This window comes from Gilliamella sp. W8126 (genome assembly GCF_016102185.1).
GTDB classification, from domain to species: Bacteria; Pseudomonadota; Gammaproteobacteria; order Enterobacterales; family Orbaceae; genus Gilliamella; species Gilliamella apis_A.
Map to the genome: position 1 here is coordinate 438,161 of NZ_JACFPE010000002.1, position 22,714 is coordinate 460,874.

23 protein-coding genes and 1 tRNA gene are annotated in these 22,714 nt (G+C 33.2%); 10 read left to right on the forward strand and 14 right to left on the reverse strand.

Annotated features, from left to right (window positions below):
- Positions 1–785 precede the first annotated feature (785 nt).
- Positions 786–2,315 (reverse strand): DHA2 family efflux MFS transporter permease subunit, encoded by a 1,530-nt coding sequence (locus tag H3S74_RS05935; RefSeq protein WP_198214993.1) that lies wholly within the window; start codon positions 2,313–2,315, stop codon positions 786–788.
- Between the two features lie 8 nt (positions 2,316–2,323).
- Positions 2,324–3,499, reverse strand: a complete 1,176-nt coding sequence (locus H3S74_RS05940; RefSeq protein ID WP_198200565.1) for an efflux RND transporter periplasmic adaptor subunit — start codon at positions 3,497–3,499, stop codon at positions 2,324–2,326.
- 627 nt (positions 3,500–4,126) lie between these two features.
- On the opposite strand from H3S74_RS05940, the gene H3S74_RS05945 reads away from it, so the two are divergent.
- Together H3S74_RS05945 and H3S74_RS05950 are read left to right on the forward strand one after the other, a co-directional pair.
- Positions 4,127–4,543 carry a hypothetical protein gene (locus H3S74_RS05945; protein WP_198247470.1) on the forward strand — a complete coding sequence of 139 codons (417 nt, stop codon included), beginning with the start codon at positions 4,127–4,129 and terminating at the stop codon, positions 4,541–4,543.
- Between the two features lie 3 nt (positions 4,544–4,546).
- The gene (locus H3S74_RS05950) at positions 4,547–5,317 is read left to right on the forward strand and encodes an MBL fold metallo-hydrolase (protein ID WP_198247471.1); all 771 of its coding nucleotides are present in this window, start codon (positions 4,547–4,549) and stop codon (positions 5,315–5,317) included.
- A 612-nt stretch (positions 5,318–5,929) separates the two neighbouring features.
- On the opposite strand, the gene H3S74_RS05955 is transcribed toward H3S74_RS05950, so the two are convergent.
- A tRNA-Ser gene (locus tag H3S74_RS05955) sits at positions 5,930–6,017 on the reverse strand.
- 193 nt (positions 6,018–6,210) lie between these two features.
- Here H3S74_RS05955 and H3S74_RS05960 point away from each other — a divergent pair.
- The 6 genes from H3S74_RS05960 to H3S74_RS05985 are packed head-to-tail and all read left to right on the forward strand — an operon-like array spanning position 6,211 to position 9,714.
- Positions 6,211–6,528, forward strand: coding sequence for a TusE/DsrC/DsvC family sulfur relay protein (locus tag H3S74_RS05960; protein WP_034902173.1), 318 nt, complete (start codon positions 6,211–6,213; stop codon positions 6,526–6,528).
- 21 nt (positions 6,529–6,549) lie between these two features.
- Positions 6,550–6,840: a cell division protein FtsB gene (gene ftsB, locus H3S74_RS05965; RefSeq protein ID WP_198200554.1), complete on the forward strand. Its 291-nt coding sequence runs from the start codon at positions 6,550–6,552 to the stop codon at positions 6,838–6,840.
- Positions 6,841–6,851: 11 nt separating this feature from the next.
- Positions 6,852–7,547 carry a 2-C-methyl-D-erythritol 4-phosphate cytidylyltransferase gene (gene ispD, locus H3S74_RS05970; RefSeq protein WP_198200547.1) on the forward strand — a complete coding sequence of 232 codons (696 nt, stop codon included), beginning with the start codon at positions 6,852–6,854 and terminating at the stop codon, positions 7,545–7,547.
- A gap of 12 nt (positions 7,548–7,559) precedes the next feature.
- Positions 7,560–8,033: a 2-C-methyl-D-erythritol 2,4-cyclodiphosphate synthase gene (ispF, locus tag H3S74_RS05975; protein ID WP_065614554.1), complete on the forward strand. Its 474-nt coding sequence runs from the start codon at positions 7,560–7,562 to the stop codon at positions 8,031–8,033.
- A gap of 26 nt (positions 8,034–8,059) precedes the next feature.
- On the forward strand, positions 8,060–9,082 hold the full coding sequence (gene truD, locus H3S74_RS05980; RefSeq protein WP_198247472.1) for a tRNA pseudouridine(13) synthase TruD: 1,023 nt from the start codon (positions 8,060–8,062) through the stop codon (positions 9,080–9,082).
- Positions 9,083–9,087: 5 nt separating this feature from the next.
- Positions 9,088–9,714, forward strand: coding sequence for a protein-L-isoaspartate(D-aspartate) O-methyltransferase (locus H3S74_RS05985; RefSeq protein WP_110447412.1), 627 nt, complete (start codon positions 9,088–9,090; stop codon positions 9,712–9,714).
- 71 nt (positions 9,715–9,785) lie between these two features.
- On the opposite strand, the gene pnuC is transcribed toward H3S74_RS05985, so the two are convergent.
- Together pnuC and nadR are read right to left on the reverse strand one after the other, a co-directional pair.
- Positions 9,786–10,490, reverse strand: a complete 705-nt coding sequence (gene pnuC / locus H3S74_RS05990) for a nicotinamide riboside transporter PnuC (RefSeq protein ID WP_110447413.1) — start codon at positions 10,488–10,490, stop codon at positions 9,786–9,788.
- 5 nt (positions 10,491–10,495) lie between these two features.
- A complete protein-coding gene (gene nadR, locus H3S74_RS05995; protein WP_198247473.1) occupies positions 10,496–11,728 on the reverse strand; it encodes a multifunctional transcriptional regulator/nicotinamide-nucleotide adenylyltransferase/ribosylnicotinamide kinase NadR in 1,233 nt (410 codons plus the stop codon).
- 231 nt (positions 11,729–11,959) lie between these two features.
- Between nadR and H3S74_RS06000 the strand changes: the two genes are divergently transcribed.
- A complete protein-coding gene (locus H3S74_RS06000; RefSeq protein ID WP_198247474.1) occupies positions 11,960–13,537 on the forward strand; it encodes a DUF4139 domain-containing protein in 1,578 nt (525 codons plus the stop codon).
- 24 nt (positions 13,538–13,561) lie between these two features.
- On the forward strand, positions 13,562–15,418 hold the full coding sequence (gene recD / locus H3S74_RS06005) for an exodeoxyribonuclease V subunit alpha (protein WP_198247475.1): 1,857 nt from the start codon (positions 13,562–13,564) through the stop codon (positions 15,416–15,418).
- A 75-nt stretch (positions 15,419–15,493) separates the two neighbouring features.
- Here recD and H3S74_RS06010 read toward each other — a convergent pair whose 3' ends face one another.
- The 9 genes from H3S74_RS06010 to rsfS all read right to left on the reverse strand — a co-directional run bounded on the left by H3S74_RS06010 (position 15,494) and on the right by rsfS (position 22,631).
- Positions 15,494–16,219, reverse strand: coding sequence for an amino acid ABC transporter ATP-binding protein (locus H3S74_RS06010; RefSeq protein WP_198220721.1), 726 nt, complete (start codon positions 16,217–16,219; stop codon positions 15,494–15,496).
- Positions 16,216–16,917, reverse strand: coding sequence for an ABC transporter permease subunit (locus tag H3S74_RS06015; RefSeq protein WP_198247476.1), 702 nt, complete (start codon positions 16,915–16,917; stop codon positions 16,216–16,218). Before H3S74_RS06015 ends, H3S74_RS06010 begins: the two co-directional genes overlap by 4 nt.
- 1 nt (position 16,918) lies before the next feature.
- Positions 16,919–17,653 (reverse strand): amino acid ABC transporter permease, encoded by a 735-nt coding sequence (locus H3S74_RS06020; RefSeq protein ID WP_110447418.1) that lies wholly within the window; start codon positions 17,651–17,653, stop codon positions 16,919–16,921.
- 82 nt (positions 17,654–17,735) lie between these two features.
- The gene (locus tag H3S74_RS06025) at positions 17,736–18,644 is read right to left on the reverse strand and encodes a glutamate/aspartate ABC transporter substrate-binding protein (RefSeq protein ID WP_110447419.1); all 909 of its coding nucleotides are present in this window, start codon (positions 18,642–18,644) and stop codon (positions 17,736–17,738) included.
- Positions 18,645–18,870: 226 nt separating this feature from the next.
- Complete coding sequence (gene lnt / locus H3S74_RS06030; RefSeq protein ID WP_198247477.1) at positions 18,871–20,412, reverse strand: apolipoprotein N-acyltransferase; 1,542 nt, start codon at positions 20,410–20,412, stop codon at positions 18,871–18,873.
- The gene (corC, locus tag H3S74_RS06035; protein WP_110447421.1) at positions 20,405–21,277 is read right to left on the reverse strand and encodes a CNNM family magnesium/cobalt transport protein CorC; all 873 of its coding nucleotides are present in this window, start codon (positions 21,275–21,277) and stop codon (positions 20,405–20,407) included. The genes lnt and corC overlap by 8 nt, the downstream gene beginning before the upstream one ends.
- 86 nt (positions 21,278–21,363) lie before the next feature.
- Positions 21,364–21,828 (reverse strand): rRNA maturation RNase YbeY, encoded by a 465-nt coding sequence (ybeY, locus tag H3S74_RS06040; protein ID WP_198247478.1) that lies wholly within the window; start codon positions 21,826–21,828, stop codon positions 21,364–21,366.
- 13 nt (positions 21,829–21,841) lie between these two features.
- Positions 21,842–22,312, reverse strand: a complete 471-nt coding sequence (gene rlmH, locus H3S74_RS06045) for a 23S rRNA (pseudouridine(1915)-N(3))-methyltransferase RlmH (RefSeq protein WP_198247479.1) — start codon at positions 22,310–22,312, stop codon at positions 21,842–21,844.
- Between the two features lie 4 nt (positions 22,313–22,316).
- Positions 22,317–22,631 (reverse strand): ribosome silencing factor, encoded by a 315-nt coding sequence (gene rsfS, locus H3S74_RS06050; protein ID WP_232351485.1) that lies wholly within the window; start codon positions 22,629–22,631, stop codon positions 22,317–22,319.
- Between the last annotated feature and the right edge of the window lie 83 nt (positions 22,632–22,714).

Sequence of the window (22,714 nt, forward strand, 5' to 3'; positions counted from 1 at the left end):
TAAACCATATGTAAAGACTATATATACGTAATTCGATTAACTAAAACTAACTAAAGGATAACACACATCATATATAAAGTTAATCAAGAACAATACAAACGTATTTTTGGCTATTTTAAACCTATCACCAAGAACTTTATTATAGGATCTCAAAATATTTCGCAATCTTTTAGCCATTTTCAGTAGATAATTTTAATATTAATAATTTTGATGATTTACCATTAAAATTAAAAAAAGATATTCAATACATTCCAGTAAGGAGAAAAATAGAGTTCTTAGCTGGTAGAGTGTTTTCTGCTATGGCATTAGAAAACTTATTGCGTGAGGGAGAATATTACTGGAGACTAAAAAGTTCCAACGGAGCCATTTTATGACCTAAAAACATAGCTGGTTCAATATCTCACTCTAATAATTTTGTAACTGCGGTTACAATAAAACACTCAAATGAGGTTGAAAGCATAGGAGTTGATATAGAAAAAATAATGTCCACTCAAAAAGCAATTGATTTAAGTCAAACGATCCTAAAATGTCCTACTCCCAGTGATATCATAATGGACATAACACATTACATTACTTTAGTATTTTCAGCCCAAGAGAGTTTATATAAGGCGTTTAGCTCAATTGGTATTATACTTTCATATGAAGATATTTTTTGCATAGGTATAAACAAAGAAAAAAAACATGTACATTGCATGTAGATAATCCCATCAATAAAGTTTTTGAAGTTCATTTTTATTTTTCAAAATATTATAATCTTGTTATTAATTAAGTGCTTATCCAACCAACTATTTTTCTATTTCATTCTTTGATGTAATAGTTGATTTTGCAAACCAAACAACTATGATTAATAGTAGAAAAATAATTCCATATAGCCAAAAAATTTCGTTGGTTGCGATTACCAGCCCTTGATTAGTAATATTTTGTGCTAGTTTTGCCGAAGCTTGAGTTTCAGAAAAACCTTGCAACTGAAACTGCTGATATGTGTATTCTAGCGTTTGTATATTTTGATTCATTAGATCAGTTAGTTGGTTGTGATGAATTGCTTCACGATGTTCCCATAATGAATTTGTTAAAGAAGTACCAATGGAAGTAGATAATGTTCTAAAAAAATTAAATAAACTTCCTGCTGCCGCTAACTTGTGAGAAGGTATATCAGTTAAAATTATTATATTCAAAGGCATAACAAAGCAAGCTATCGCAAATCCTTGAAAGAATTGGGGCCATGCAGAACTCGAAAAATCCATATTAGGCTCAAACGAGTAAGCTCTCCAAAAAAAGCACAAAGCAAAAACAATGAAACCAAAAGTCACAAGCTTCCTCATATCTAAATAAGGAACCAAACGGCCGACAATTGGAGCAAGAACGATAGGAACTAAACCGATGGGAGACAATGCTAATCCAGCCCACGTTGCAGTATAACCAAAAACTCGTTGTAATAGCTGTGGTTGCATAACTAATGTTCCTATATGTAGCAAAAATGCCAAACTTATGCAAATCGTCCCTACTGTAAAATTTCTTGATCTAAATAAAGATAGATCAACAATAGGATGATTCGATGTCATTTCCCAAAGAACAAAAAAAGAAAGTGTTACTAACGCTATCACAGATAAAATAATAATTTCAGATGAATTAAACCAATCCAGTTCTTTTCCTCTATCTAAAATAAGCTGTAAACTACCAACACCAAATATTAATAAAGCAAGCCCGATAGTATCTATTCGAGATTTACTTATTTCTGTTTCTCGTCCTTTTAATAATATTCTAATACTTATCCATGCTATTAGACCAATTGGCACATTTAGTAAAAAAATCCAGCCCCAAAATAAATTGTCACTTATCCATCCACCCAAAATAGGTCCGCAGACGGGAGCAATAATAATAGTCATCGACCATATTGCTAAAGACATATTTTTTTTGGAATCTGGAGAGTTAGCTAATAATAAGCTTTGAGAAAGAGGAATAATTGGTCCAGAAACCGCACCTTGTAGTACTCGTGAAATAATTAACATTTCAAGGCTGTTGGACACACCACATAACCAAGAAGCAAATACAAACAACAAAATTGAAAACAAAAATAATTTAACTTCCCCAAAGTACTTAGCTAGCCATCCAGATAAAGGAATTGAAATGGCATTGGATACGGCAAATGATGTAATTACCCATGTTGCTTGACTACTTGATGTTCCTAGGTTTCCAGCAATAGTAGAGAGAGCTACATTGGCAATTGTTAAATCTAAAATTTGTAAGAAGGCCACTGTTGCCAATGCAACAATAAGCCCAATTAATTTTGCACCTGATAGATATAATGGTGACATTTTATGATTCACTGAATATTACTCTCTAAAATTAAGTTATTTTGCATAATTTCTCGTACTAGTTGCTCGAATTCATCTAAGTCGTAAGCAAGTACATCTGTTTGATATTTAATTTCTTGAGGTGAAATATCAGTAAGTAATTTTCCACTTACATCACTGGTATCCACTGTTACATACATAGATAACCCTACCCGTAATGGATATTCCTTAATTTGCTCTTTATTCAATTCAATACGAACAGGTAAACGCTGAACTACTTTAATCCAATTTCCTGTTGCATTTTGTGCTGGTAATAACGAAAATGCACTTCCCGTTCCCATAGCAATTCCTGTAATCACCCCGTCGAATTTAATATCATCTCCATAAAAATCACTAGTTAACTTAACTTTTTGTCCTATTCGAATGTGTTTTAATTGAACTTCTTTAAAGTTAGCTTCTACCCAAACTTGATCCAAAGGAACAATAACTAATAATCGTTCTCCTCTATTAACCTGTGTTCCAACTTGGACTTGGCGCCTCGAAACATATCCAGTGACAGGGGAAACAATTGTTACTCGTTTTAAGTTAAGCCAAGCTTCCTTTAGTTTAGAAATAGCTTGCTGAATACGTGGTTGTTCTAATAATGAATTCTGCATTAATAGGGCATTATTAATTTCTAACTCTTGCTTGGAAATTTTTAAGTCATTTAACGCAATTAATACATCTTGCCTAGCATGCTCTATTTCTTCTTTTGAAATAGCATTACGAGACCAAAGGCCTTCTCTCCGAGCTAAATCTTTTTCTAATTTATCTAATGTCGCTTGCTTTAATTGAATACTTGCTGACAATTTTTCAGTTGTCAGTTTGATTTGTTGAATTTCTCTTATTACCTTGGCTAATTCATTTTTTGCATAACTAAAATTATTTTCAGCATCAATTGATTCTAATTGAGCGATAACATCTTTTTTTCTTACAAAGTCATTATCATCAACGTAAATGGAGGAGATTCCTCCGCTTATTTGAGTATGAATTGGAATTTGATTTCCCATAACATACGCATTATCTGTAGATTCTGTAAACCGAGAAAACATGTACCAAAAAATGAAATATCCTATCCCTGAAACAAGGAAAATAACAGATAAAATAATCAATTTTTTATATCGTGTTAAACCATTGAATTGTCGGTCATCGGTGTTGTTTTCCATCGTACACTCCATTTACATCTTTTATTTTAATCATTGCTTCTATGAACAGCATCACAAAATACTGTTTCATTAAGCAGACATTCCACCATCAATAACTAGAGTTTGACCCGTAATATAATTACCCTCACAACCGAGTAAAAAATTCACAGACATAGCCACTTCCATATTATTTTTTATTATGTTACTCCATCTCTTGTTTGGTTATTAGATTGTGAAAAGTTAACGACATTATATAAATGGGTGACTAATATTGTCTTGAACAAATAAGCTGACTTCATTTTATAAAATAAAATCATTGATTTATTTAACTCTATATATTTCAAATGGTTATTTATTCTTTGACAATTATTTTCATTTAAAAAAAAGAATGAGAGATCTAATATAGCTAGTTTATTCAATTAAATAACCTTTGAATTGATACATGCTCACCCAACATATATCTATTAAAGGATAAAATTCATGACTTACGACTGTGTTTAGCATCATTTCTGACTAAAAAAATATCACTGTTCTTATATTAGAAATGGAAATACATGATTTTTACATGGAAAAAGTGACGGAGAAGAAATTGATGGCTCTAATCACTATAGAAAACAAGCTGTATCGCCTTACGTTATGCCTATATATGTGAATAAATTAATAAGAAAAATAAAAAAAGATTCTAAAGTAGATATAAAATCATTCTATGTTAGTGAAAAAAATATGGCCGATAGATTTAAAAGAGATATAAAAAGCAAAATAACATCCAATCCTGCTTTCAGACAATCAAACCAAGACGTTTTTATGGAAGTCGGTGGGGAGAATTTTCTGGTTATTAAAAATAATAAGCCTACATGTGCAACAGGAAATGCAGCAACATGTAGAGCAATAAGATATTTAGTGACATCAAATAAAATTTTTGATAATTATATATCTCATATTGGAGTTTTCCCTCTTTGTTCATTGGATAATGTATTAAATGGGTATGGAGCTGCTACTTCTTTCTTTGGAAATCTCAATTTACCATGCTTGTTAGTTTTTTTTGGAAAATCATGTTTTGAGTAGTATATGAAAATAAAATTATTAATTAATGATATTAGAGGCTTCAAATTAAGCCCCAATAAAGGTGTTAGTTTTTATATTGAAGATGATAATACAAAAATTCTAATGGATTGTGGATCTGAATGGAGTGAAAATTTAACTCTAAATAACATAACGTATATAGTTTTATCACACGGTCATTATGATCATTCTGGTGGAATAAAACATGTAAATATAAATCAGGATACATTAGAAAAAATAACGCTAATAGCGCATCCTGATGCATTAGAAAAAAGATATGCCATCAATCCACTAAAAATTCGATCGGATGGCAGGTTATCCTTGGAAAAATTGAAAACAAAATTTGATATAAAGTTAACAACAGAAGCTATTTGGTTAACAAAAAAAATGGTATTTCTTGGTGATGTTGGTGGATGCAAATTACCCACAGGAATTATTAAAACTGATAATAAAATAAGGTTAGACTATATTAATGATGATTCTAGTTTAGTTTATTGTTCAGAAAAGGGATTAGTCATTATTACCGGATGCAATCATGCTGGTTTGAAGAAACATATAAATAAAGCTATCAGAATAACTGGGGATAAAAGAGTTTATGCAATAGTTGGTGGATTACATTTTAATGGGCTTTCTGTATTAAAATTACCATTCGTGCTTAGAATTTTAAAAAAAACAAATACGACTAATTTTTATACATGTCATTGTACAGGTAAAATTGCAGAAAAAATATTAAATTCAAAAAAAATGTCTACTGGTGATATATTAGAGTTTATATAATCTATATTTTTTGTCTTAATGATAGTGCTGTTATGTTAAAAACTTTAAATATGTGATGGCTTGTTTGTCGACCAATCACTTTACGTCCAAATAAATATAACCATCCTTGTTTTCTTCAACTGTTTTTTTCTCTTAACAACTTTCGACAGTTGCGCGCTTCTTCTCTTACTTCCGACAAACAAACAATATATGTAGCGCCAAGTCTGATTCAATACTCTCTTTTTAAAATTAAAACGAAATATCTAAGATTTTGCTCCTGATTCTCTAGCGCAAAGTCCACCTCCATCGTCATAACAATCAGCTGTATTTATTTTTTTCACAGATAAAGCTGTCAGTTTTTCAATTAGCCTTGCCATGAATAATCCCCCAACATTTTTTTAATGTGTTGAATTATGTAGAACGAGATAGGCGCATTTAATAAAAAATACAAAACGGTCCAGTATTTTTAGGTGGACGTTTTGGTACAAGTTCTAAGCGTGGATTGAAATGATTTACTCTGGATGAGCATAAGATTAATGAAAAAGCGGAAATAAAAAAATCCACGTAACCTCATGACTACCAAGATTCTAGTGGATTCTATTACATTGCAGTGGATTCTGCCATAAAAATAAATGGCGGAAGCGCAGAGATTCGAACTCTGGGAGGGTCGCCCCTCGCCGGTTTTCAAGACCGGTGCTTTCAACCGCTCAGCCACACTTCCGCAATGGCTGTGAATATTAAAGGAGACGGACTTGTTTGTAAATAGTAAATTTAATATTTTTTATCGACTGCTTTAATTTTCGCCAAATTCGGGCGAAATTCAGCAAAACTAGATTGTTTACTCGCCAAAACTAGTGTTGCAATCTTATTAATCGAGTATAATACGCAGCAAATATTAAGTTATGTTTTGAAAAATGTTAAATCAAATAGACACTGATGATAAAGGGTATTTAAAAAATTGGCAGGATTGGACTGTTGATTTAGTACCTGAATTAGCTACTTTAGAATCTATAGAGTTAACTGATGCTCACTGGGAAGTGATTTTATTTGTTCGTGATTTTTACTTAGAATATAAAACTTCACCGGCAATTCGAGCATTGGTTAAAGCAATGGAAAAAAAATTTGGTCCAGAAAAGGGCAATAGTCGCTATTTATATAAGTTATTTCCTGATGGTCCAGCTAAACAAGCAACTAAACTAGCAGGCTTACCAAAACCTGTTAAATGTATTTAAGTTAAGAGATAAATTAAACTCATGATTAGGTGGAAAATTCCATTTTTATTACTACTAGTGCTGGGTTATTTACAGTACTCATTGTGGTATGGGAAGAATAACATTTATGATTATCAAGAAAATGTGCAAATATTACAGAATCTGCATCGAGAGAATGATATGTTGAAAGCACGTAACGAACAGATGTTTGCGGAAGTTGACGATTTGCAGAAAGGCTATGAAGCGATTGAAGAAAGAGCGCGCAGCCATTTAGGTATGGTTAAAGCCAATGAGTATTTTTATCGAATAATTATTGATTCTAAAGCAAAATAATAAGGTATTACGTGACAAATAATAGTGATATTATCGCAATCGTTCCTGCGGCAGGAGTGGGTTGTCGCATGAAAAGCCAATTACCTAAACAATATCTAAAAATTGGTCCAATGACAATATTGGAACATACTATACAAAAATTGTTAACTCATCCCAATATTTCCTGTGTAGTGGTGGTCATCAGTCCTGAAGATAAGTTTTTTAATACACTTGAACTCGCTTTGCAAGACAATGTTAAAGTGGCTTATGGCGGTGAAACTCGAGCTGATTCTGTATTAGCTGGTTTGAATTTAGTTAATGATCACCAATGGGCCTTAGTTCATGATGCCGCAAGGCCATGTGTGACTCATGAAGATATTACAAAATTAATAAATCGAGTATTACAAGAAAATAAGGGTGGAATATTAGCAACACCACTAAGTGATACGATTAAACAAGCTTATAGAGATAATCAAACTGTTATTGATCACTCTATCGATCGAACTTATTTATGGGGCGCTGCTACGCCGCAATTATTTAATGCTGGTGAACTTAAAATGTGTTTAAGTGAAGCATTAAAAAATAACATTGCAATTACTGATGAAGCATCGGCTATAGAGTATTGTGGTGGTCATCCATTATTGGTGGAATGTCGTCGAGATAATATAAAAATTACTCGACCAGAAGATTTAAACTTAGCATCATTTTATTTAACTAATCAAAATTAATATAGGTAGATTATGCGAATCGGTCATGGGTTTGATGTCCATAAATTTGGTGGTGAAGGACCAATTACATTAGCTGGAGTGAAAATCCCTTATCAGTTTGGTCTTGTTGCTCATTCTGATGGTGATGTGGTATTACATGCTATTACTGATGCTTTGATTGGTGCATTGGCTTTAGGAGACATTGGTAAATTGTTTCCAGATACAGATCCTAAATACAAAGGTATAGATAGCCGATTATTATTGAAAGAAGTGTATGGTATTATCCAATCTAAAGGTTATAAATTAATTAATTTAGATACGACCATTATTGCACAAGAACCGAAAATGAGACCTCATGTAGATCAAATGCGGGTTAATATTGCTGAAGATTTGCAAGTACATTTTGATCAGATTAGTGTTAAAGCAACGACGACTGAACAATTGGGTTTTACTGGCCGTAAAGAAGGTATAGCTTGTGAAGCCGTAGTGTTATTAGCAAAGAAATAGAGACAAATTAGACAATAGGCGATTACGTGTTAGCACAACTCAATTATTTTTATGGTAAACCAACAAGCTATGGTTTATATAAGCAACAATATGAAGATTTTATTGTTATCGAAGAACTAGGTTTTGATTTAACTGGTGAAGGTGAACATGTTTTAGTGTATCTCGAAAAGAAAGATTGTAATACGGTCTTTGTGGCTGAACAGTTAGCTAAATATGTTGGCATTTCAGCCAAAAATGTCAGTTATGCAGGCCTTAAAGATCGCCAAGCAGTCACCCAACAATGGTTTAGTCTACATATGCCTGGCCAAGATACTCCAGATTTTTCACAATTTGATTTAACTGGCTGTCAAATATTGCAGGTTACTCGGCATAATAAAAAATTGAAAATAGGGGCTTTAAAAGGTAACCGATTTAAAATTGTTTTAAGAAATTTGACTGATAAACAAGAAGTCGAATCAAAATTAGACTTAATTAAACAGCATGGTGTTCCTAATTATTTTGGGGAACAACGATTTGGACGTGAGCAAAATAATATTAATCAAGCAATAAAGTGGGCCAATGGTGAAATTTCAGTTAAAGACCGTAAAAAAAGAAGCTTTTATCTTTCTGCGGCACGAAGTGCTATTTTTAATGATATAGTCAGTCAAAGGATTCAACGCCAGATTCAGCAAACAGTTATTGATGGGGATATATTACAATTATCAAAAAGTAATAGTTGGTTTTTGTCTAAAACTGAGGAATTATCACTTTTACAGCAACGTTTACAAAATGGTGAGATTAATATTACCGCTCCTTTGGTGGGAGATTCAGGATTAGGTACTGAATCTATTGCTTTAACATTTGAACAAAGTTGTTTGGAAAATTGGTCTTGTTTTACTGAGTTATTTAGAAAGGAACGCGTTGAAACGATGCGACGCTCAATATTGTTGCGCCCTGAGCAACTAGAGTGGCAATGGCGAGATGAAAATAACTTAGACATCAGTTTTTATTTACCTTCAGGTTGTTATGCAACAAGTGTATTACGTGAATTGATTATTGAAAATGAGTAACTAAAATGCAAAGTTTAAAAAGGCAGCGGTTGATTGACTTATTACGCCAGCAGGGCATAAAAGATGATCGTGTTTTAGAAGCTATAGCTTCAATACCACGTGAAAAGTTCGTTGATGAAGCGCTTTCACATCAAGCTTATGATGATTGCTCGTTACCTATTGGTAGTGGTCAAACTATTTCTCAACCTTATATTGTTGCTAAAATGACGGAGTTATTAAACTTAACGCCTAATGCAAAGGTACTTGAAATCGGTACTGGTTCAGGATATCAAACGGCAGTTTTAGCCAAGTTAGTAAATCATGTTTGTTCAGTAGAAAGAATTAAAAGTTTACAATGGAATACCAAACGAAGATTAAAATTACTAGATATCCATAATATTTCAACTCGTCATGGCAATGGTTGGCAAGGTTGGCCAGAACGAGGGCCATTTGATGGTATAATTGTAACTGCAGCGGCAACGGAAGTGCCTTCGAGTCTGCTGACACAACTAGCTGATAAAGGGCGGTTAGTATTACCTGTAGGTAAAAATCAGCAAACGTTACAATTAATTGAACGCGATGGTGATAATTTTATTACCAAGAATATCGGTGAAGTGAAATTCGTACCGCTTGTAGATGGCGATATAGAATAATGAAAAAGAAGCAAATAATTTGATTATTTGCTTCTTTTTCAATTTAACTATTCTCTTTCATTTATTAAAAATTAATTTTTCTTCTCTTTTTCATTTTGTTCGGAAAGTTTCCACTCACAAATACCGTATATTGCATTAAACAGATAAATTAAATACTGGGTTGCGATAACAATATTGTCAGTATAAATATTTAAACTAATAACTAATACATTTAATAAGACCCATAAATACCAATTGAAAGCATATCTCATCATTAATAAAAGTTGAGCAACTACGCCCAGACCGAATATAAAGCAGTTAGTAATAAGTTGGTAGGAGGTATTTATTGCGCCGATTTCATTAGTTAAATAAATATTGAAAAAAGCAGCCGCAATGAGGAATATTAACGCATATAAAAAGGCATTTTCATTTAAAGTACGAACTTTAACGCTTTTATTATTATCTAGATTTTTTTGCCAAGTTAATATGCCATAAATATGTGAGCCAAAATAGTAAAACGTTGGCAAACCCGCCCCAATATTACCGCCAAGGAAATTTGCACAACATTCAGCAATTACCGCTAGCATACCAAGCACATTACCTAAATTTTTTCGTTTTGCTAATAAGATCACACATAACAAGCCTAAAAATGCACCAGCATATGATACTGCATAGCGTAAATTGAAATCATTAATTGGATCCGTATATATATATGCTCCGGTGACACAGATAATACAAAACAATGGATAAAATTTATTGCGGCCAATAGCTATGGCAAAATGGCTTAATTTATTCATAATTATTACTCTTCATCATTAATAAGTTGATTGATTAGTTCGATACTTCGCAAATAACGCTCTTCATAATCTGGTGAATCAATTTGGATGTATTTGATATGATTTTTTTCTAACAATGAGATCAGTAATTGTTGAAAATCTTTTCGTTGTTTTGGACTGCCTAAACTTCTTAATCCATCAGCAACCCACGGTGTGTTATTACCTAATAAGATAACTAAATCGAATCGATAATTATTGATCATAGCTTGTAAAAAAGGATGTTCTTTACCTTCATACTTTTTACAAAATGCTTGAGTGGTAATAAAATCAGTATCAATAAATGACACTTTATTAGCATGTTTGATAGCAAAATCAATATATTGAGCATGCCCTAATGCAATTTTATCATAGTCAGCATATTGCAATGCACGTTCATCGCCACCAAGATGAGAAAATACATAATCACGGCCATATTCCCAAGCACTAGTGGTATTAAACATATTGGCTAATTTATTTACTAATGTCGATTTACCGCTTGATTCACCACCAAGAATAGCCACCGTTCTCACAAAAAATGGTCTCACTTCTGTTGGTATATATTGCCAATTTTTTAATGGGGCTTGACGAATTTGAGTACCACTGACTTGCATAAATTGCCGAGTAGGATCGATAAGTACTGTGTCTAAATCGAATAAATCTTTATACATGGCTACATCTTGTGGTTCACTTGAATAGACGCAACTAGGATTAATGCCTTTTTCTTTAAATAATTTTTTGACTCTATCACTCCATTCATTCCAACCATTTGGATAAGCCGGAATACCATCTTCTTCTAAAAGTTCAATATGGATATTTTTTTGATATTTGAATGTTTGTAGCAACCAACGAATCCTATCATTGATCGTTGGTTGGCGTGACATAGCACTTTCTTCAAATAACGCCATATCCCGGATGGTGTCGGAACAAAGAATAATATAAAGTTCATCAACTTGGCTAATTGCACGTTGAATCAAATAAATATGACCAGTATGCAATGGATAAAATTTTCCAAAAATCACTCCAACTTTTTTATTTTTGCTGGCTAAGTCTATTTGTAAATAATGATGCAGTGATTGTAATTTCTGTGCGCTTGGATTTTTAATTTTATCATTAATCAATTGGCTCAAATAACCTTTAGTCATTTGACAAGCATCAGCAACAGTCTGTAATGATAAGTTTTTGCGTTTTATGGCTGCTTTTAAATAATTGAAACCATCCATACCGCCTCCTTTTCGTTTTTTATTTGTTACAAAATTTACATTATTTTTTATAAATGTTCAATATACTAAACAAAAAATAAATATTTTTGATTTGTAATTTAAATCTTATGCTGATTAAATATAAAATAATGAATATTTTTATCATAAAAAAACTGTAGATAATTATATTTTTAATTACATTAATTTAGTAGATTAATAAATAAAATCATGGTGATATAGGGAAATGCTAATATGAAAATTCATAAAATTGCATTGGCGATTGCATTAATTTCAGGGAGTGCTTTGGCAAATAATAATGTTACATTAAATAAAGTAACTTTGTTTTTACAAGGTGCCGAATTACAAGGTCAGTCAACTGTTTTATTAACTAAAGGTGAAAGTGAAATCATATTAACAGGTATCGCTAATAATGTTAAGCCTGATTCAATCAATGTTGGTTTTGGTAATAATGATGTCAAAATATTGTCGACATCATTAAATAATAAATATGCTGGAAGTATTAATAATGATCAGGATATTCAAAAAGTTATTGATAAACTGCAACAACTACAAGAAAAGCATGATATTGTAGAAATTCAATTAAAAGTGGTGAATGAACAAGTTTCACTTTTGCAAGGTAATCGCTTAGATAGTTTAGTTAAAAGTGGATCTGCTGATTTAGTTGCCATGAAAAATGCACTTGATTTTGTGAAAGCTAATCTAATTTTGACATTAAATGAACAAAGTCGATTACAAAAAGAAATTGATTTGTTAGATGAACAAATTAAACAATGCCAAACCCAAATAGATGAAATGCAAGAAGCTGACAAATTACATAATGCGGTTGTTGTCAAAGTCATTTCCAATAAAGATATTACATTACCTATTACACTTTCATATGTTACCTCTGAAGCTGGTTGGGAACCGATTTATGATGTCCGAGTTGCCGATATTAATTCGCCTTTACAATTGACCTATAAAGCAGCAATTTATCAAAACAGTGGTTTAGATTGGCAAAATGTCGATTTTAGTTTATCAACCTCTAATCCAAGTAAAGGTATATCTGCCCCAGAAATTAATCCATGGTATATTGATGTTTATAGTGAAAAAAGTGGTCTATTTTTTTCCAAGTCCGAGAAAGAAGAATATTACGAACGAGAATCAAAATCAAGATTGGTAGAGCCTGGCCAAAATACCAAAGTTAATACTTTAGGTATCAATACCCATTTTGATGTTAAATTACCTCATACTATCAAAACCAATAGTGAAAATAATATTCTTACATTGCAGACAAAAGAAGTTGAAGCTAATTATCATTATATTTCAACGCCTAAATTAGATAGTAGTGTTTATTTACTAGCACAGATAAGAGACTGGGATAAACTGAATCTTTTCTCAGGAAAAGCCAATATCTTCTTTAATGGAGATTTTGTTGGTGAGACAACTATCTCAACCCAAAGTGCTAAAGAGACATTGGATTTTTCATTAGGACGTGATAAAAACATTTTAATCGCCCGCAATCGTAATGTTAAAGAAACCTCAACTCCATTACTATCTGGTGATGATATTTCACAAAAGTATGCTTATACTATTGATGTCAAAAATAATAAAACATTGCCAATTGATATAGAAGTTAATGATCAGCTACCGGTAATGTTAAATAAAACCGTAATACTTGCTGATACCAAATATGATGGTGCTCAATATGATAAACAAACTGGATTATTAACTTGGCGATTTACTTTAAATCCAAATGAAACTAAAGATCTTAATTTAGGTTTTAAACTCACTTATCCAAATGATAAAGAAGAAGATATATATGGTTTATAAACCTCATAAAATAAAGTATAACCTATGTTAACTAATTGGTTCGAGCAATTTAAGCAAAACAGTCAGATCAGTTTACTTGATCTTCATTTGGCCCAATTTTTGGTCAATAAAGTTGATGGCAACGATGAAATTATTAGCAAACGTTTTGCCTTTTTAATTATATCGTTAAGTCAAGAAGTCAGGTCAGGTCATGTTTGTCTTGATATTACTCGCCTGAATCAACAAGTTATTGATCCGCAACTTTGGCAGGAGCTCAATACTCCAACCGTTGAAGATTGGGTTAATGTACTCCGTGTAGCTTCAAATAAACAAGTAGTAAGTGATGGAGAACAACTTGCACCACTTATTTTTATTGAAAATAAACTTTATTTTCAACGTATGTGGCTAGATGAACGTCATGTTGCTCAGTATTTTAATCAACCACAATTGAATATTGCATCAAGTAAACCGATCGACTTAAAAAATATTCTTGACCAACTATTTGTTGATGATAATACAACTGTTGATTGGCAAAAAATTGCGGTTGCGGTGGCACTAACTCGTAAAGTAGCCATTATTTCAGGTGGCCCAGGTACAGGTAAAACAACCACAGTAGCTAAAATTTTGGCCGGAATAGTGTTAAATGATCCTACCACGCGAATAGTGGCCGCAGCACCAACAGGCAAAGCTGCATCAAGGTTAACAGAATCTCTTAGTCGAGCAATTGAACAGTTATCTTTTGAATCATTAAATATTAAAACCGAAGCAGTGACTCTGCACCGTTTATTGGGTGCAAAAACTGATAATCGCTCATTTAATTATAATAAACACAATCAATTACATATTGATGTTCTTGTGGTTGATGAAGCTTCAATGGTTGATCTGAATATGATGGCAAGAATCATTGAAGCTCTGCCTGATTGTGCTCGCTTAATCTTGTTGGGTGATAAAGATCAGCTATCTTCTGTGGAAGCAGGTGCGGTATTTGGTGACTTATGTGACTTTATTTTAAATGGATATAGTCAATCTAGGGCGGATGAACTAAGTCGATTAACTGGCTATGCTATTCCAATCGCAGACCAACCTGCAAGCATGATCACCGATAGTATTTGCTTATTGAAAAAAAGTTATCGTTTTAATGAGTATTCAGGAATAGGCTTGTTGGCTAATGCGGTGAAAGAAGGTCAATTGCAAGCGGTTAAAAAACTGCTAGCCAATAAATCTTTACCAGATGCTTGTTATTATGAATTATCTTCAAGTCAAACTTACCAAGCTGTTTTAGATGATTGTGTCGCACATTATAAAAATTATCTAAATGCTATTAAACATCATCAAAATAATGATATTGCCAGTATTTTAGGCAAATTTGCTGAGTGTCGTTTACTGTGTGCTTTACGTGAAGGTAAGTTTGGGGTAGGAGGGTTAAATAAACAAATTGAGTTATTATTGACCAAACATAAATTGATTAAATTAAATAATCGTGATCAATGGTATATTGGCCGACCAATTATGATCTTACGTAATAGTACCGCATTAGGTTTATATAATGGTGATATTGGTATTACACTTAGGGCTGAACATGATCACTCAAAACTACGGGTTTATTTCCCTTTTTCTGATGGTTCTATTAAAGGCTTTTCTCCCTATCGATTACCCGAGCATGAAACAGCCTATGCAATGACAATCCATAAATCTCAAGGTTCTGAATTTGATCATGTCAATATTATTCTACCAACAGAATTTTCACCATTACTTAATCGATCATTGCTCTATACAGCAATAACAAGGGCTAAAAAAACAGTTTCAATTTATGCTGATGCTAAAATTTTAGATCGTGTAGTGAAAAGTCAAATACATCGAGAAAGTGGCTTAGTGGAACAGATAAAAAATGTTTTACAATAGTATCGACACTTAAATTATTGCTGATAAAGATAAAGCACCAACTTATTGTATTATAGTTGGTGCTCTTTTTATTTATTAGTGGATGATCTTAGCTAAAAAGTCTTTAGCTCGATCTGATCGTGGATTGGTAAAGAATTGTTCTTTTGAGGTATCTTCAATGATTTCACCTGCATCCATAAAGATTACTCGGTGTGCAACTTTACGTGCAAAGCCCATCTCATGGGTAACAACCATCATTGTCATGCCTTCATAAGCTAATTCAACCATAACATCTAGTACTTCATTAACCATTTCTGGATCAAGAGCCGAGGTTGGTTCATCAAATAGCATAACGACAGGATCCATACATAGTGCTCGAGCGATTGCAACACGTTGTTGTTGACCGCCAGATAGTTGAGCAGGGAATTTATCCGCATGAGCTAATAAGCCAACACGATCTAATAGCGATAGCGCTTTTTCACGCGCTTCTTCATTTGATCGGCCTAATACCTTAATTTGAGCAAGTGTCAAATTTTTCAAAATGGTTAAATGAGGGAAAAGCTCGAAGTGCTGAAATACCATTCCTACTTTTGAACGCAGTTTTGCTAAATTAGTCGATGGATTAGTAATCTCAGTACCATCAATAATAATTTTACCTTGTTGAATAGGTTCTAGAGCATTTACGGTTTTGATTAGTGTTGATTTACCTGAACCAGAAGGCCCACAAACAACAACAACTTCACCTTTACCTACTCTTGTAGTACAGTTTTTTAATACTTGAAATTTTCCGTACCATTTTGATACATTTTGTAAGGAGATCATCGACTTATCCCTTTCTTGAAATAATTAACTAAACGAGAAGCAGTATAACAAATTATAAAGTAACTTATTGCTGCAAAAATAATCATTGAATATTTAACTGTGCCACCCTGAACCGTACCGATTTGGGTCACACTGGCACCAAATAAATCAATTAAGCTCATCACATAAACCAAAGAGGTATCTTGGAACAAGATAATACCTTGTGTTAACAACAATGGCACCATTGATCTAAATGCTTGTGGTAATATTATCAAACGCATTGCCTGACTTTTGGTCATACCTAATGCGTAAGCTGCATGATATTGACCTCTAGCAACCGCATTAATTCCTGCTCGTATGATTTCAGAATAGTAAGCTGCTTCAAATAAAGCAAATGCAATCATTGCTGAAACAATCCTAACATCAGCATAAGGCGGTAAATTAAATATATGTTTAATAACTTGTGGTAATGCTAAATAGAACCATAACAAAACTAACAGTAATGGAATGGAACGGAATAAATTGACATAACATTTAGCAAAAATATTTAGTAGTTTATTATTTGATAAACGCATTAAAGCTAATACTGTCCCCCAAACAATACCAAATACAACGGCAGTAAATGTAATTTTAGCGGTTAACCACAATCCACTTAATAGTAAATGATAATTGTTTAATACCAATGAAGGTATATCTGCAATCCAATTTAGTAGTTGCATATTATCCTCCATGACTCATATTAGGTAAGCGGGTTTGTTTTTCAACAAAACGCATAATGGTAAGTACGGCATAGTTTATCAACATAAATGCAATTGTTACTCCACATAATATTTCAACAATGCTGTTGGTTGCATCGTTAATGCGATCTATTTGACCAATCAAATCTATCAATCCAATGGTGGATGCAACTGATGAATTTTTAATGATATTGGTCATTTCAGACGTAAGTGGTGGAATAATACGACGATAAGCGTTAGGTAGTAAAACATACATATATGCTTGTCGATTTGTTAAACCAAGTGCAATAGCGGCATAACGTTGACCTTTAGGTAAAGTTTGAATACCGGTTCTAACTTGTTCCGCAATACGCGCAGAAGTAAACAAACCTAAAGCAATTGCTGCCGTAATAAATGCACTAACATCCGGTGATAAGCCAGATATAAACCATGTTTTTAAACTTCCAGATAGAATTTCTGGAAATAACATGTACCATAAAAACATTTGTACTAGTAATGGGATATTACGGAATAGTTGGATATAACCGGCTGCAAAACGATTTAGAAATTTATTTTCTAATGTTCTACAGATTCCCACTAGTGATCCTAGTATGAATGCAATGATCCAAGCAGTAACCGCTAATGAAACGGTTACAATAATACCGTCCAAAAGCCAGTTTAAGTAAATTCCATCACCATACGGGGTGGATTCAAGAAATAGTGTCCAATTGAAACTCATAATATATTTATTTCACTAAATTAGATTATGTACTAAATGTAACGACCATTTAGTACATAGGATTAGAAAGATAAGAAAAGTATTAATCTAATGCTTTATCATTTGGATTTGCAAAAAGCTCAACCATTTTTGGTGAAATTTCTAGAGCCATATTCGCTCCTTTTGGTGGAACAGGCTGAGTGAACCATTTGTTATAAGATTCTAATGCTTTTCCTGATTTTTGGGCATCAGCAATGGTTTTATCCATTAATTGTTTAAATTGGGTATCACCTTTTCTTAACATACAACCATAAGATTCATAAGATAATGGCTCACCGACAATTTTCCATTCTGCAGGATTAATTGCACGTGAACGTTCGCCCGCTAAAAGTGCATCATCCATTAAAAATGCTACAGCTCGACCAGTTTCGAGAGCATTAAATGCATCACCATGATCTTTTGGTGTAATAATACGAATACCCAATTTTTCTTTATTGTTGATTTGATTTAAACGGACTTCAGATGTAGTACCAGCGGTAGTCACCACATTTTTTCCTTTTAAGTCTTCAATACTATTGATATTACTATCTGCTTTAACAAGGAATCGGGTACCTACAATAAAAATACTGTCAGAAAAATCTACAGTCTTTTGACGTTCAAGATTGTTTGTTGTAGAACCACACTCAAAATCATAGGTATAGTTATTTAGTAATTGAATTCGAGTCTTAGAAGTAACAGGTAAATATTTAACTTTAAGATCCGGTAAGTTTAGTTCTTTTTTGACTGCATCTACAATTAAGTTAGAGTAATCTTGAGAATAACCGATAACTTCTTGTTTTTCACCATAGTAGGAAAATGGGATAGAAGACTCTCGATGACCAACAACAATTACACCGCTTTCTTTGATCTTAGCCAATGTACCACTTAGTTCTTCTGCAACTGCGGCACCACTCATTAGGCCTAGCATTGCTAATGATAACACTAATTTGGTTAGTTTTGTCTTTTTGTACATACTCATCTCCTACTGTTTAATTTGTATCATATTAAATAAATTTAATATTTTTACAAAGGGCGTATATTATAACTTATTTTTTAGCATAAAAGTACTTTTTACTGTTTATTTATCGTTTAAAAGGACAAGCTACAGTCAAGAAATTCTATGATCTTTATCAATTCTTAACGTAGCCAATTTTCTGAATTTCAATAATATAGAAGCAATATTTATGCCAAAATATTGCTTAGCGACGGTTTTTTACAAAAATCAGAATAAATAGTATTGAAATAATTAGGTAATAGGAAAGGTTTCCAAACCTTGCATAAGGGGTTAAACCAACGGTAGGGGATAATTTGTAATTTAAAACCTGAGTTTGAAATTGTGGTAATTGTTTAACAATTTGACCGTGATGATCAATAATTGCTGTAATGCCTGTATTGGTACTACGAATCATTGGTCTGCCAAATTCTAAGGCTCTTGCTTGCGCCATTTGTAAATGTTGTTTGGGGCCAATACTGTTACCAAACCAAGCATCATTAGATACAGTTAGTAAAAAATCTGTGTCTGCCATAAAGTTTTTCAATATTAAGTCGGATAAAATAACTTCATAGCATATTGCTGTAGTAAATTTAAAGCCTTTTATCTCAAGTGGTGGTTGTTTTTCAGCCCCCGCTTGCATGGATGACATTGGGATATCAAGCATTTGCGCAATAGGATCAAGTAATGATTCAAAAGGAGTAAATTCACCGAACGGCACTAAATGATGTTTCTGATAACGATTGGTGTTAGGGTATTGATATGGTGTTTTTCCACCTAACACTAGCAATGTGTTATAAATATCAGGATTTTCTTGATAACCGTAATTTTCTAAACGGTAATCAATAATACCAACAGCTATTTCACTATTATTTGCTCTTGCTTCGTTGTCTAAAAATTGGAGGAACGGTTGCTGATTAATTTCGTAATCTGTGATACTTGCTTCAGACCAAATAATAATTTTATCTTTAGCAAGATTTTGTTCGGTTAATGAACCATAAGTTTGCAGAGTATTATTTAGTTGCTCTCTGGTCCAGCGAAGAGATTGTGAAATATTACCTTGAATTAAGCTAAAATCAGCAGAACGGCTGTGGTCAATTGTTGTCCAATTAATTAAATTGAATGATATTGGTGCAATAAAGAGCGTTAATAGTGCGAATATTGCACCAATTGGGTGCTTTTTAGTTGAGTGGCTTAATGCCATATTTAAACAATAGATGACCAAACCACAGCAGATAGTCAATATTAATGTGACACCATTTATTCCAACTATTGGGAAGTAGCCTCTTAATGGACTGTCTAGTTGACTATATCCTAATTCTAACCAAGCAAAACCAGTTAAAACATAACCACGTAAAAATTCAGTAAGCTGCCATAATATAGGGGCTAGAAAAACCAATTGTTTTATTGAGAATTTTGGTGCGAAGCTGTTACATACTCTTAACAATAATGCAAATAACATAGGATAAAATGCTAAGTATGCGATTAGAAGTCCTAAAATAATTACCGCTACCGGAGTTGGTACTTCACCATATTGTTTAATGCTTATATAAACCCAATGAGCACCAGATAGAAAATAGCCAATTCCCCAGCTAAAACCAATAAGCATTGCTTTCTTTTTCGGTTTATCAGCAATTAACCATAAAAGGCCAGCAAATGCTACAAAAGCAAGTGGCCAGATATGAAAGGGCGCATAGCTGAATACAGCAATTGCACCAAAGATAAAGCTCAATAAAATCTGCTTAAGCATTTTCTGATTGCTCTAAATTAGGTATAGCGGCATTTTCAGGGATTGTGACATGCAATTGAATAATTCGTCTTCGGTCAGCAATGGTTACTTTAAATTGATAACCATCAATAGTAATCGTTTCGCCACGGATTGGTAAACGGCCAAAATGTTGCATGACGAGTCCGCCAATAGTATCCATTTCATCATCACTAAACGTGGTAGCAAAAATTTCATTAAAATCTTCTACTGAAGTAAGGGCTCGGACAGAATAAACTGATGGTGATAAACGGCGAATATCACGATCTTCAACTTCATCGTATTCATCCTCGATATCCCCAACAATAAGTTCCAAAATATCCTCGATAGTGACTAAACCTGAAACACCACCAAACTCGTCAATCGCCATCGCCATATGATAGCGTTGCATGCGGAATTCTTTTAACATATGGTCAACTCGTTTACTTTCAGGAACGACAACAGTTGGTCTTAGGATCTTTTTCAAATCAAAATCGTTGACACCTTGTCGAATATAAATGAGTAAATCTTTGGCTAATAGAACCCCTTCGATATGGTCTCGATCTTCACTAATTACTGGATAACGTGAATGGCCATGTTCAGAAATAATATCTAAACATTCATCAAGGGTGAAATTATCTTTGATTGTTACAATTTGAGAGCGGGGTATCATGATATCACGAACGCGTTGATCGGCTATATCCATTACACCTTCGATCATATCAAGGGTATCAGGATCAATGAGTTGGTTTTCTTCAGCCTCACGAATAACTTCGATCAGTTCTTCTTTATCTTTTGGTTCTGAATTGAATAATTGACTTAACCATAATGTAAACCCTTTTTTGGGTCTCCGGTGATTATCATCACTCATTTTGCTCTCTTCCTTTTGTAATACCAAATATAGTTGGATTTATTGTTATTGTTCTAATATCTAAACAGATTATTAGTCACATTTATTTAATCAATTAGTTGATAAGGATTATCAAAACCTAATTGTTCCATGATGTCGATTTCGATATTTTCCATTTCTTCAGCTTCTTCGTCAAGAATATGATCATATCCTAATAAATGCAAACATCCATGGACAATCATATGTGCCCAATGTGATGTTAATGATTTATGTTGTTCGCTAGCTTCGATTTCAACCACTTTTTTACAAATCACTAAATCACCGAGTAACGGCACATCAATTTCAATTGGTGATTCAAATGGGAATGATAAGACATTTGTCGGTTTATCTTTATTACGATAAGTGTAATTAAGATGTTGGCTCTCTTCTTCGTCGACAATACGTATAGTAATTTCGGCATTATCCATAAACTGCAGTAAGATCACTTCTAACCATTGCATAATTTGTTGTTCTGTTGGGAGATTCTCATGATGCTCACTAGCAATTTGCAAATCTAAAATAATAGTGCTCATTTTATAATTCGACCTATTCACGATGATAAGGATGATTAGCCGTTAAACTCCATGCACGATAAAGGCTTTCAGAAACAATGACTCGTACTAATGGATGAGGCAATGTTAAAGGCGATAATGACCAACTTTGGTCAGCAGCCGCTTTACAGGCTGGCGACAAACCTTCAGGACCGCCAATTAACAAACTGACATCACGACCATCGGTTTTCCAACGTTCAAGTTGTTTTGCTAAATCATGGGTCGTATAAGGTTTGCCTGGAATATCCAATGTGACAATGCGATTACCTTTGCCGCATGCAGCTAGCATTAATTCACCTTCTTTATCTAAAATTCGCACAATATCGGCATTTTTAGTCCGTTTTCCTGCTGCTATTTCGATAAGTTCTAAAGTAATATCTTTGGGGAAACGGGATTGGTAATCATTAAAAGCAGTGGTTACCCAATTGGGCATTTTATTGCCAACAGCAATAAGCTGTATTTTCACGTCACTAACTCCAAAGTTTCTCGAGTTCGTAAAGTTGTCGGCTCTGTTCTTGCATGATATGTACAATGACAGAATCCATATCAACTACCACCCAATCAGCATCATTTTGGCCTTCACTTCCTAATACAAGATGGCCTTGTTTTTTTGCTTCATCAAGTAAGTGTCTTGCTATTGATGCTACATGACGGCTAGATGTGGCTGTGCAGATAATCATATAATCGGTAATACTTGATTTACCACGAACATCTAGAGTAACTATATCTTCTCCTTTGAGGTCATCAATTTTATCAATAATAAAATCTTGTAATGATTGTTGCAAAATAATCTCTCTACTATATTAAATAAAGCAGTAGTATAGCATATTTTTTTTAAGTCGCCTTGAAAATAGAATTTCTCTGAAAT